General features: G+C 70.9%; 10 protein-coding genes. 2 read left to right on the forward strand and 8 right to left on the reverse strand.

From position 1 onward, the window contains the following. Positions 1-464 precede the first annotated feature (464 nt). The 3 genes from ACWEFJ_RS20090 to ACWEFJ_RS20100 all read right to left on the reverse strand — a co-directional run bounded on the left by ACWEFJ_RS20090 (position 465) and on the right by ACWEFJ_RS20100 (position 3,133). Complete coding sequence (locus ACWEFJ_RS20090; RefSeq protein ID WP_378096185.1) at positions 465-1,094, reverse strand: hypothetical protein; 630 nt, start codon at positions 1,092-1,094, stop codon at positions 465-467. Beyond that, complete coding sequence (gene hisS / locus ACWEFJ_RS20095; protein ID WP_449714649.1) at positions 1,091-2,326, reverse strand: histidine--tRNA ligase; 1,236 nt, start codon at positions 2,324-2,326, stop codon at positions 1,091-1,093. The genes ACWEFJ_RS20090 and hisS overlap by 4 nt, the downstream gene beginning before the upstream one ends. A 105-nt stretch (positions 2,327-2,431) precedes the next feature. Next, positions 2,432-3,133 (reverse strand): MBL fold metallo-hydrolase, encoded by a 702-nt coding sequence (locus tag ACWEFJ_RS20100; RefSeq protein ID WP_449714650.1) that lies wholly within the window; start codon positions 3,131-3,133, stop codon positions 2,432-2,434. Positions 3,134-3,279: 146 nt separating this feature from the next. Here ACWEFJ_RS20100 and ACWEFJ_RS20105 point away from each other — a divergent pair, with 146 nt between their 5' ends. After that, a complete protein-coding gene (locus tag ACWEFJ_RS20105; RefSeq protein WP_378096194.1) occupies positions 3,280-4,143 on the forward strand; it encodes a peptidylprolyl isomerase in 864 nt (287 codons plus the stop codon). Between the two features lie 343 nt (positions 4,144-4,486). Here the strand turns inward: ACWEFJ_RS20105 and ACWEFJ_RS20110 are convergent, their stop codons facing one another. Further along, the gene (locus ACWEFJ_RS20110) at positions 4,487-6,787 is read right to left on the reverse strand and encodes a RelA/SpoT family protein (RefSeq protein WP_378096197.1); all 2,301 of its coding nucleotides are present in this window, start codon (positions 6,785-6,787) and stop codon (positions 4,487-4,489) included. A gap of 445 nt (positions 6,788-7,232) precedes the next feature. Between ACWEFJ_RS20110 and ACWEFJ_RS20115 the strand changes: the two genes are divergently transcribed. Continuing rightward, positions 7,233-7,820 carry a TMEM165/GDT1 family protein gene (locus ACWEFJ_RS20115; RefSeq protein ID WP_378096200.1) on the forward strand — a complete coding sequence of 196 codons (588 nt, stop codon included), beginning with the start codon at positions 7,233-7,235 and terminating at the stop codon, positions 7,818-7,820. Between the two features lie 85 nt (positions 7,821-7,905). Here ACWEFJ_RS20115 and ACWEFJ_RS20120 read toward each other — a convergent pair whose 3' ends face one another. The 4 genes from ACWEFJ_RS20120 to yajC all read right to left on the reverse strand — a co-directional run bounded on the left by ACWEFJ_RS20120 (position 7,906) and on the right by yajC (position 11,957). Further along, positions 7,906-8,424 carry an adenine phosphoribosyltransferase gene (locus ACWEFJ_RS20120; RefSeq protein WP_449714651.1) on the reverse strand — a complete coding sequence of 173 codons (519 nt, stop codon included), beginning with the start codon at positions 8,422-8,424 and terminating at the stop codon, positions 7,906-7,908. After that, on the reverse strand, positions 8,421-9,620 hold the full coding sequence (gene secF / locus ACWEFJ_RS20125) for a protein translocase subunit SecF (protein WP_449714652.1): 1,200 nt from the start codon (positions 9,618-9,620) through the stop codon (positions 8,421-8,423). The genes ACWEFJ_RS20120 and secF overlap by 4 nt, the downstream gene beginning before the upstream one ends. A gap of 1 nt (position 9,621) precedes the next feature. After that, complete coding sequence (gene secD / locus ACWEFJ_RS20130; protein WP_378096209.1) at positions 9,622-11,454, reverse strand: protein translocase subunit SecD; 1,833 nt, start codon at positions 11,452-11,454, stop codon at positions 9,622-9,624. Between the two features lie 140 nt (positions 11,455-11,594). Further along, a complete protein-coding gene (gene yajC / locus ACWEFJ_RS20135) occupies positions 11,595-11,957 on the reverse strand; it encodes a preprotein translocase subunit YajC (RefSeq protein WP_378096212.1) in 363 nt (120 codons plus the stop codon). Between the last annotated feature and the right edge of the window lie 49 nt (positions 11,958-12,006).

Below are 12,006 nucleotides of genomic sequence, written 5' to 3' on the forward strand. Positions count from 1 at the left end.
CGTGTCATCCCGCCGACCTGGCGCAGCCCTACCGCGCGTGTCAAGGGGGCACTCCCGGCCCTACCGCACCTGACGCTGGAACGGCCCCCTTGACGCGTGCGGTAGCCCTTGTGGAGGTCGGCGGGATGACACGAAACCCGACCAACAACGCAACCGGGGCTTCACCACCCACCCCCGTCATCCTGCTGATCTGCCCGTCCGGCGAGGACGCTTTTAATCTTTTGCCCTCCACGCCCGCCCCTGAACGTTGAATTCGGGGTACCCGAACGTAGGACTCACGCGCTCTGAACGTACGACTCACGCGTCCCGAACGTAGGACTCTCGCGCTCTGAACGTACGACTCACGCGTTCTGAACGTAGGACACACCCGACGCGAACGTACGACTCACGCGTTCTGAACGTAGGACACGCGCGTTCTCAACGTAGGACACGCGCGACGCGAACGTAGGGCACGCGCGAGGTGGTCAGGCTTCGTCGAGGGTCGAGACGAAGCGGGAGATGGCCTCCGGGGTCAGCTTCTGGGCCAGCCGCCCGGCCGGCGCCATGGACCCGAGCCGGTACAGCGGCCGGTCGGCCGCCGCCAACCCCCGCGCCTCTGCCCGCAACTGCGCCACCAACAGCTCCGAGAACACCAACCCCGGCGCGTCCCCACGTCCGGCCAGCACGTCGGCCAGCTTGCGCAACGGCAGCACGCCCTGCTCCCGGCCACCCGTCCCCGCGTAGATGGCCAACGCGAGGTTGATCGCCTTCCCCCCGCCGCGCACGAACAGACCGACGGTCCGCGTCCCGCGCACGTCCGTCACCAGCAGGTCCAACTGGTCGGCCGCGCGCAGGTCCACCGACCGCGTCCCGAACGCCCGGACGGACAGCACGTGCCCGTCCAACCACACCCGCCGCCGCGCCTCCGACCACGCCAGCAGCAACAACGGCACCGCGAACACCGCCGCCGCCACCAACCCGGCCGTCCGGCCCGCGAGCAGCCCCAACAGCCCGCCGAACGCCGCCGCGACGATCAACGCGCCGATCGCGACCGTCCGCGCGCGCTTGCGCACCGCCTTCGGGTCGAGCAGGTCAAGGGGGATCCGCTCGCTCACCGGCCCAACGCCTCCAGCACCGAGGTCACCACGTCGTCCAGCGGCACCTCGCGCTGGTCGCCCGACGACAGCTCCTTCACCTGCACGACCCCGGCCTCGATGTCGCGCTCGCCCAGGACCAGGGCGAACCGCGCGCCCGACCGGTCGGCGCCCTTCATCGCGCCCTTGAGGCCCTTGCCGCCGTACGACAGGTCGAACCGCACCCCGGCCGCCCGCAGCGGCGCGGACAACGCGACCAGCCGCGACTTCGCCGCCTCGCCCAGCGGCACGCCGTACACGTCGCACCGCGCCGCGTCACCCGGCGACACGCCCTCGACCTGGCACGCGAGCAGCGCCCGGTCCACGCCGAGGCCGAACCCGACCCCCGACAGGGGCTGCCCGCCGAGCTGCTCCATCAGCCCGTCGTAACGCCCGCCGCCGCCGATGCCGGACTGCGCGCCCAACCCGTCGTGCACGAACTCGAACGTCGTCTTCGTGTAGTAGTCGAGCCCGCGCACCATCCGCGGGTTCTCCACGAACTTCACGCCCAGGTCGTTCAGGTAGCCCTTGACCTGCTCGTAGTGCGCCAGCGACTCGGCGGACAGGTTGTCCACCATCAGCGGCGCGTCGGCGACCAGCTCCCGCACCTCGGGCCGCTTGTCGTCCAGCACGCGCAGCGGGTTCAGCTCCGCCCGCCGCCGCGTCTCGGCGTCCAGCGGCAACCCGGCCAGGAACGCTTGCAGCTTCTCCCGGTACTGCGGGCGGCACGTCGAGTCGCCCAGCGAGGTCAGCTCCAGCCGGAACCCGGTGAGCCCGAGCGCCCGGAACCCGGCGTCGGCGATCGCGATGACCTCGGCGTCCAGCGCCGGGTCGTCCACGCCGACCGCCTCCACCCCGACCTGGTGGAACTGCCGGTAGCGCCCGGCCTGGGGCTGCTCGGCGCGGAAGAACTGGCCCGCGTACGCGAGCTTGACCGGCAGCTGGCCGCGGTCGAGGCCGTGCTCGATGACGGCGCGCATCACGCCCGCCGTGCCCTCGGGCCGCAGCGTGATGGACCGGCCGCCGCGGTCGGTGAACGTGTACATCTCCTTGCTGACCACGTCCGTCGACTCGCCGACGCCGCGCGCGAACAACGCGGTGTCCTCGAAGACGGGCAGCTCGATGTACCCGTAGCCCGCCCGGCGGGCGGACTCCACGAGGGTGTCCCGGACCGCGAGGAACGAGGCGGAGGTCGGCGGGAAGTAGTCGGGCACGCCCTTGGGAGCCTGGAACGGGGTGCCGGAGGACGGGCTGCAGGCAGACGGGCTGCCGGCAGACGAGGTGCCGGAAGAAGGAGCGGAAGGCGTGGTCACTGTTCTCTACAGTCCTCGGTGCGGTGCGGCCGGCGCGTCCGGTGAGCCCAGCTCCAGCAGGAACGGGTTGCTCACGCGCTCACGGCCGATGGTCGTCGTGGGCCCGTGGCCGGGCAGCACCACCGTGTCGTCGGCCAACGTCAGCACCTTCGTGCGCAGCGACGTCAGCATGGCGCGGTGGTTGCCGCCCGGCAGGTCGGTGCGCCCGATGGAGCCGGCGAAGAGGGTGTCCCCGGACAGCACGAGCCGCCCGCCCTCCTCCGTCCCGGCGCGGAACATCACCGACCCGCCGGTATGGCCCGGTGTGTGGTCGACGGTCAGCCGCAGGCCGGCCAGGTCGAGGTCGACGCCGTCGGCCAGCTCGCGCACCTCCCGCGGCTCCCTCATCTCCAGGTTGCCGCCGAAGAAGGCCCGCGACTCGGCGCTGATGCCCTTGAGCGGGTCGGCCAGCATCTCCCGGTCGTCGGGGTGGATCCACGCCGGGATGTCGTTGCCGTCGCACACCGGCGCGACGGAGAACGTGTGGTCGAAGTGCCCGTGGGTCAGCAGCACGGCGACCGGGGAGAGCCGGTGCTCGCGCAGCGCGTCGGCGATCGGCTCGGCCGCGTCCTGGCCGGGGTCGACCACGACGCACGGCCCGCCCGCGCCCGTGGCCAGGACGAAGCAGTTGGCCTGGAGGGCGCCGGTCGGGAACCCGATCACCAGCACGGGATCACCTCTCGAACGGCAACGGATCGACAACGGATCCCTGTGGACCCCGGTCAGCAGCCTATCCGGCATACACCAGTCACATGCGCGCCCCCTAGACTGCTGACCGATCGTCGCCGTCGACGTTGAGATCAGGGAGGTTGCAGGTGCCGACCAACGTGCAGCGCCGCGAGCAGGCCAAGCGGAAGCTGGAACGCCAGCTCGTCCGCAGGGCGGAGCGCGCGAAGCGGCGCCGGATCATCGCCGTGGTCGCGACGGCGGTCACCGTCGTCGTCGTGGCGGGCGGCGTGTACTTCCTGGCCACGGCCGACTTCGGCAGCACCGGTGACGACGCGGCGGGGGCCAGCTCGACCACCCCGGCCCCGATCCAGATCCCGACCGAGGTCAAGGCGCTGCCGACGCGGCCGACGCCGATCGCGGACCCGGCGACCTGCGAGTACCGGCCGTCGAAGGAGCCCGCGTCGAAGGAGGGCACGAAGGCCCCCGAGGGCAGCGCCCCGGCGACCGGCACCGCGACCGCCACCATCAAGGCCAACATCGGCGAGCTGAAGCTGACCCTGGACCGCGCGCTCGCGCCGTGCGCCGTGAACAGCTTCATCAACCTGGCGAAGCAGGGCTACTACGACGGCAGCACCTGCCACCGGATCGGCACCGAGGGCCTGCAGATGCTGCAGTGCGGCGACCCGACCGGCACCGGCACCGGCGGCCCCGGCTACACGTTCGACAACGAGACGTGGCCCGAGCTGACCTACGGCCGCGGCTACCTGGCCATGGCGAACGCCGGTCTCGACCAGGAGACCCAGAAGGGCACCAACGGCAGCCAGTTCTTCATCGTCTACGGCGACGCGCAGCTCTCCCCGGACTACACGGTCTTCGGCAGCATCGACGAGGCCGGGCTGAAGCTGATCGACGACGTGGCGCGCGCCGGCCACGACGGCTCGTTCGACCCGTCGCCCGGTGGCGGCAAGCCGAACAAGGAAGTCAAGTTCGAGTCGGTGACGGTGGCCTGACCGACTCCCCTGACCGGAAGGACGCGCAGGGGCCCGGCTCTCGACGGAGCCGGGCCCCTGCGTCTTCCCCGTCGGCCCGGACGAGGCCGACAGCCGGATGGTCGCACCCGCCGATGACGTTTCGCTGACGCGGACGGTCCTCGCGGCAGCCCGCGAACCCACCGGCGCTCTATCGAGGAACGACAATTTCCACGCGATACTCGATACCTACTTCCCAGGCGATACCCGATACCTACCGAGCACCGCGGGAACCGCAGCGCCGAACACCGACCAACACCCACGCCGCCACGCCACGGCCCACGACGTCAACGCCACGGCGGTCCGACGCCCATGACGCCACCGCTCACGACGCCGACGTCACCCGGTACACGTCGTACACGCCCTCGACGCTGCGGACCGCCTTCAACACGTGCCCGAGGTGCTTCGGGTCGCCCATCTCGAACGAGAACCGGCTCACCGCGACCCGGTCCCGCGACGTCGTCACCGACGCCGACAGGATGTTGACCTTCTCGTCGGCCAGCACCTTCGTCACGTCCGACAGCAGCCGGTGCCGGTCCAGCGCCTCGACCTGGATCGCCACCAGGAACACCGACGAGGACGACGGGGCCCACTCCACGTCCAGCAACCGCTCGGGCGTCTTGAGCAGCTCGTCGGCGTTGGTGCAGTCGGTCCGGTGCACCGACACCCCGCCGCCCCGCGTCACGAAGCCGAGGATGTCGTCACCGGGCACCGGCGTGCAGCAGCGCGCCAGCTTGACCCACACGTCCGCCGCGTCCTTGACGATGACGCCCGCGTCGCCGGTGACGCGACGCCGCGTCACGGTCGACGGCGTGGACCGCTCCGCCAGCTCGTCCTCGGCGTGCTCCACGCCGCCGAGCTGCGCGACCAGCCGCTGCACCACGTGCCGGGCGGAGGTGTGCCCCTCGCCCACGGCCGCGTACAGCGCCGACACGTCCGGGTAGTGCAGCTCCTTCGACAGCGCGCCCATCGAGTCGGCCGACACCAGCCGCTGCAGCGGGAGCCCGACCCGCCGCACCTCCTTGGCGATGGCCTCCTTGCCGACCTCGATGGCCTCTTCCTTGCGCTCCTTCGCGAACCACTGCTTGATCTTCGCCTTGGCGCGCGGCGAGGCGGCGAACGACAGCCAGTCGCGGGACGGGCCCGCGCCCTCGGCCTTCGAGGTGAAGATCTCGACGACCTCGCCGTTCTCGAGCTTGCGCTCCAGCGCGACGAGCCGGCCGTTGACCCGGGCCCCGATGCACCGGTGCCCGACCTCGGTGTGCACGGCGTAGGCGAAGTCCACCGGCGTGGACCCGGTCGGCAGCGTCACCACGTCGCCCTTGGGCGTGAAGACGAAGATCTCCCGCGCGGCCAGGTCGAACCGCAGCGACTCCAGGAACTCGCCGGGGTCGGCGGCCTCCCGCTGCCAGTCGAGGAGCTGCCGCATCCAGGCCATCTCGTCGACCTCGACGCCCTTCCCGCTGTGCGTGCCCCGCGTCTCCTTGTACCGCCAGTGCGCCGCGATGCCGTACTCGGCGGTCCGGTGCATGTCGTACGTGCGGATCTGCACTTCCAGCGGCTTGCCGTCCGGGCCGATGACCGTGGTGTGCAGCGACTGGTAGACCCCGAACCGGGGCTGGGCGATGTAGTCCTTGAACCGGCCGGGCATGGGCTGCCACAGCGCGTGCACCACGCCCATGGCCGCGTAGCAGTCGCGCACCTCGTCCACCTGGATGCGCACGCCGACCAGGTCGTGGATGTCGTCGAAGTCCCGGCCGCGGACGATCATCTTCTGGTGGATCGAGTAGTAGTGCTTGGGCCTGCCCTCGACCTTGGCCGTGATCCGGGCCGCCTCGAGCTGCTGGTACAGCTCCTTGATGACCCCGCCCAGGTAGGTGTCCCGGGACGGCGCGCGGTTCGCGACCAGGCGCACGATCTCGTCGTACTTCTTCGGCTGGAGGATGGCGAACGCCAGGTCCTCCAGCTCCCACTTCACCGTCGCCATGCCGAGCCGGTGCGCGAGCGGGGCCAGGACCTCCAGCGTCTCACGGGCCTTGCGGGCCTGCTTCTCCGGCGGCAGGAACCGCATGGTGCGCATGTTGTGCAGCCGGTCGGCCAGCTTGATGACCAGCACCCGGGGGTCCTTGGCCATGGCGATGACCATCTTGCGGATGGTCTCGGCCTCGGCCGCCGCGCCCAGCTTGACCTTGTCGAGCTTGGTGACGCCGTCCACCAGCAGCGCGACCTCGGTGCCGAAGTCGACCCGGAGCTGGTCCAGCGAGTAGTCGGTGTCCTCCACCGTGTCGTGCAGCAGGGCCGCGACCAGCGTGGTCGTGTCCATGCCCAGCTCGGCGAGGATCGTCGCCACCGCGAGCGGGTGCGTGATGTAGGGGTCGCCGGACTTGCGCCGCTGCGGCCGGTGCTTCTCCTCCGCCACGTCGTAGGCGTGCTGGAGCAGCGCCAGGTCGGCCTTGGGGTGCAGGTCGCGGTGGACCGCCGCCAGCGGCTCCAACACCTGCTTGACCGGCGCGGCGCGCTGGGCCGTGATCCTCCTGGCGAGCCGGGCGCGGACGCGCCTGGTCGCCGACGGCGGCCGCGCGGGCACGGGCTGCGTCGTCTGCGCTGGTTCGGTGTCCTGGCTCAACCACGCTCCTCGGGTCTAGGAACCGAGGATAACTCCGTTGGGTGGTCCGCCTCGCCGACGAGCCGACGAGCGGTGCGGTTCACACGACGAGCAGCACCGGCCGTTCGGTCCGACCAGTCGCCCGGCGAGCACGTCCGACCAGCCCGAACCCGTCCGGAACCGCGGCCACGCGCGCTCCTCGGCCACGCCCGCGCGCCGCGGTGGCGACGAACACACCCGGTTGGGTCAACGGCCCCCGACCGGCTAGTATTCCGTGCGTAACGCGAAGGGGAGTAGCCCCCAACGTCCCGGTCGACACACTGATCCGCTCGCGGATCCGGTCGGACGGCCTCGCCTCGGCGGGGCGGGCGAGACCTTCGATCCAGGCACAGCACAGTGCCGGGTCGAGGTCGCCCGCAGTTCGCGCCCACGGTCCGGCGCGCGGAGCACAAGGACCGGTTTCGAGATGGACGCAGTCCTGGTCGGCACACTGGTGTCGTTCTGGGTGATCTTCGTGGCCGAGCTGGGCGACAAGTCGCAGCTCATGGCCCTGACCTTCGCCACCCGCTTCAAGGTGTGGCCGGTGCTGCTGGGCATCACCCTGGCCACCGCGCTGGTGCACCTGGCCTCGGTGGCCATCGGCGCGGGGTTGGGCGCGGCCCTGCCCACCGGGTGGATCAACCTGATCGCGGCGCTCGCGTTCATCGGCTTCGGCTTCTGGACCCTGCGCGGCGACACGCTCACCGACGAGGAGAAGGCCAAGGCCCAACGCGTCACCCGGTCGGCGGTGATCGCGGTCGGCACGGCGTTCTTCCTGGCCGAACTGGGTGACAAGACCATGCTGGCCACCATCACGCTGGCCACCGACCACGGCTGGTTCGGCGTGTGGGTCGGCTCGACCCTGGGCATGGTCGCCGCCGACGCCCTGGCGATCGTGATCGGCCGCGCCCTGGGCCGCAACCTGCCGGAGAAGGCCATCCGCTACGGCGCGGCGGCCCTGTTCTTCCTGTTCGGCATCTGGCTGGCGATCGACGCCGTGCGCGAGCTGGTCTGACACCGGTGCGCGGGGCTCCGACCGAGCCCCGCGCACCGCCGGCAGTCACCACCCGATGCGGGCGAACCTCCGAGAACGGCCGCCCTCAGACCGTGAGCAGCGCGTTGACCTCGTGCCCCGCGAGCCGGCTGCGCCCGCCGAGCCCCGGGATCTCCAGCACCACCGACACCCCGGTGACCACGCCGCCGGCGCGTTCCACCAGCTCGCACGCGGCCGCGGCGGTGCCGCCGGTCGCCAGCACGTCGTCCACCACGACCACGTGCTGACCGGGCGTGATGGACTCGGCGGGCAGTTCGAGCGTGGCCGTCCCGTACTCCAGGTCGTACGACACCCGGTGCGCGACGGCGGGCAGCTTGCCCGGCTTGCGCAGCGGCACGACGCCGTAGTGCCAGCCGTACCCGAGGGCCGCGCCCAGCAGGAAGCCGCGCGACTCGATCGCCGCCACCACCTGCGTGTCGGGGCGGATCTTGTCCTGGAGGGCGTCGACCACGGCGCGCAACGCGTCCGGGTCCGCCAAGACCGGCGTGAGGTCCCGGAACACCACCCCCGGCAGGGGGAAGTCCGGGACCTCACGCAGCAGCCCTAGGGCGCGGTCCAGCTTCAACGGTGCTTCTTGCCCGTCGGACGACGACGGGCGTCGGCGGCCTTGCCGGTCCGCGAGGGCACGCCCGCCGCGGCCGCCATGGCCTTCTCCTTGCGCAGTTCGGCCTGCAGCGACTCGTCGTCGGTCGACTCCACGATGTCGCCGCCGCCCTCGACCTGACCGGCCGCGACCTCGCCGGCCGCCGCCTTGCGGGCCAGGTTCTCCCGGCGCGCGTGCACGCGCGCGGCCTGCGCCTTGTAGCGGGGGTCGCGCATCTTCAGGTCGACCGCCACCGGGGTGGCGATGTAGATCGACGACAGCGCGCCGATCGCGATACCGGTCAGCTGCACGAGCGCCAGGTCCTGGAGCGTGCCCACGCCGAGCAGGCCCACGCCGATCGCCAGCAGGCCCAGCACCGGCAGCAGCGCGATCAACGACGTGTTGATCGACCGCATCAGGGTCTGGTTCACGGCCAGGTTCGCGGCCTCGCCGTAGGTGCGGCGGGTCAGGCCGAGCAGGCCGCGGGTGTTCTCCCGGACCTTGTCGAACACGACCACCGTGTCGTACAGCGAGAAGCCGAGGATGGTGAGCAGGCCGATGACCGTCGCCGGCGAGACCTCGAAGCCGACCAGCGAGTACACGCCGGCCGTGATCAGCACGTCGTGGAGCACCGCGACGAGCGCGGCGATCGCCATCGACAGCTCGAAGTACAGCGCCAGGAAGATCATCACGGCGACGAAGAACACCAGGAGCGCGATCAACGCCTGGCTGGTGATCTCACCACCCCAGGACGCCGAGACCGCGCTGTCGCTGATGGCGTCGACGCCGCCCTCGGGCTTGAGGTCGTCGTTCAGCGCGGTCTTGAGCTTGGCGACCTCCTCGGCGTTCAGCGTCTCCGACCGGATCTGGATGGTCGCCGACGCGCCGGTGCCCACGGACTGCACCGCGGCGGGCTCGTGGCCGATGGCCCGCTCGTAGGAGTCCCGGACCGGCTCGACGCCGATGATGCCCGCCGAGCTGGCCGCCGGGAGCTGGATCCGCGTGCCGCCGGTGAAGTCGATGCCCAGGTTGAAGCCCCGGAACACGATCGACCCGATGCAGATCAGCAGGATCAGGCCGAACACCACGTACCAGCGCTTGCGCTTGCCGACGATGTCGAACGCGCCGTTGCCGACGTAGAGCCGATGGAAAACGTTGCCCTTCTTCGCCTCGGCCACGTCAGACCTCCTTCACAGCGGTGCTCTTCGCACCCGACAGCGCGCGGTCGTCGACCGCCGCCTGGATGGCGCCGCCGAGACCCGAGAGCTTCGGGTTCGACAGGGTCTTCGACTTGGAGACCATGGCGACCAGCGGGTGCGTGACGAGGAAGACCACGACCAGGTCGAGCACGGTGGACATGCCGAGGGTGAAGGCGAAGCCCTTCACCTGGCCGACGGCGATCACGTACAGGATGGCCGAGGCGAGGAAGCTGACCGCGTCCGCGGACAGGATCGTGCGCCGCGACCGGACCCAGGCGCGCGGCACCGCGGACCGGAAGGACCGGCCCTCGCGCACTTCGTCTTTCAGGCGTTCGAAGAACACCACGAACGAGTCCGCCGTGATACCGATCGACACGATGAAGCCGGCGATGCCCGCGAGGTCGAGGGTGAACCCGATCCAGCGGCCCAGCAGCACCAGCACCGCGTAGACGACGACACCCGACAGGATCAGCGACAGGATCGTCAGCACGCCGAGCAGGCGGTAGTAGAACAGGCAGTAGAGGAACACCAGCGCGAGGCCGATGCCGCCGGCGATGAGGCCCGCGCGCAGCGACGCGAGGCCCAGCGTGGCGGACACGGTCTCGGCCTCGGACGCCTCGAACGACAGCGGCAGCGAGCCGTACTTGAGCACGTTCGCGAGGCTGTTGGCCTCGGCCTGGGTGAACCGGCCGCTGATCTGCGTCGACCCGCCCAGGATGGGCTCGTTGATGTTCGGCGCGGACACGACCTGGCTGTCCAGCACGACCGCGACCTGCTGCGAGACGTTGGCCGAGGTGAACTTGCCCCACTTGGCGCCGCCCTCGCCCTTGAAGGTCAGGTCGACCACGAAGCCCGCGCCCTGCGGGTCGGTGCCGGACACCGCGTTGTCGATGTCCTCACCGGTCAGGCGCGAGTACAGGGTGAAGTCGTCGTCCTTGACGCTGCCGTCGTTCGGCGGGGTCACGGGGGCCAGGACGTACTTCTCGGTGAGGTCCTGGTTGCAGGTCAGCAGCGGCAGCGCCGGGTCGTCGTTGCCGATCAGCGGGTCCTTGGTCGGGCAGGTGAAGGCGGCCAGCGCCTGGGACACGGTCTGCGCGTCCAGCGTGGTCAGCTGCGGGTCCTGCCGGCAGGTGCGGGACTCCTCGATGGCCTTGGTCGGGTCCTCGGAGTACTGGCCCTGGAACACCGCGCGGCAGTCGACCTGCGGCTCGGCCGGCGGCGCGGACGGGTCGGCGGGCGGCGTCGTGGTCGCGGCCGGCGGGGTCGTGGTCTCCTGCAGGCCCTCGACCGCCGGGGCCGGGCGGCCCTGGGCGGTGGTGGTCGGCGCGCCGGAGCCCGCGGTCTCGGTCGGCGCGGCCGAGCCGGTCGTGGTCGGCGCGGCCGAGCCCGACGTGGACGGCGGCGCGCTCGACTCGGAGGCGGGCGGCGTGTTCGGCACCGGCGAGCCGATGACCTTGCGGAAGTTCAGCTTCGCCGTCTGACCGAGCCGCTTCGCGCCCTCGCTGTCCGAGCCGGGCACCGTGATCACCAGGTTGGTACCGTCGCGGATGACCTCGGGACCGGCGACGCCCAGGCCGTTGACCCGCGTCTCGATGAGCGCGCGGGCCTGGTTGAGCGACTCCTCCGACGGCGTTTTCCCATCAGGAGCCCGGGCGGTCAACGTGACACGCGTGCCACCCTGGAGGTCGATACCGAGCTTGGGTGTCGCCTTGCCGTTCCCGGTGAAGAACACCAGGGAGTACAGCGCGACCACGATGAGGACAAATGCGCCCAGGTACTTCGCGGGGCGGATTTGCCCGGCCGGAGGTGCCACGGTCCGTCCGTCTCCTGATAGTTGACAAGGTCAGCGAAGCCGGAGCGTACCCCTGATGATGTGAGCTGCGCGTCACTGCCTGGAGTCGGCACGTTGACAGTTGCCGGCTCCAGGCCCGGGGGTCCGCTCGTTACTGCGGGTTACTTCTTGCTCTCCTGCTGTGCGTGCTGGACCTCCGGGGTCTCGTCGGCGACGTCGTCGTCCACGTCGTCCACGACCGCGTCGGTCTCGGTGTCCACCGCGACCTTCTCGCGGATCGCCTGGCGCAGCCACGTGGTGACCACGCCGTCCGCGATCTCGAGGTCGATGGTGTTGTCTTCGTCGTTCACGCCGGCCACCGTCGCGAACAGCCCGGAGGTGGTCATGACCCGGTCACCCGGCTCCAGGGAGTTCAGCAGCGCCTGCTGTTCGGCGACGGCCCGCTTCTGCTTGCGGGCGCTGAGGAACAGCGGCACCGCGAGCAGCACGAGCAGCAGCGGGAACATCAAGGAGGACAGGTCCATCATTCTCCGATCAACCGGACGGTCGGAACGCGGTCAGCGCCCGGTACGT

This window comes from Actinosynnema sp. NPDC004786, assembly GCF_053601135.1.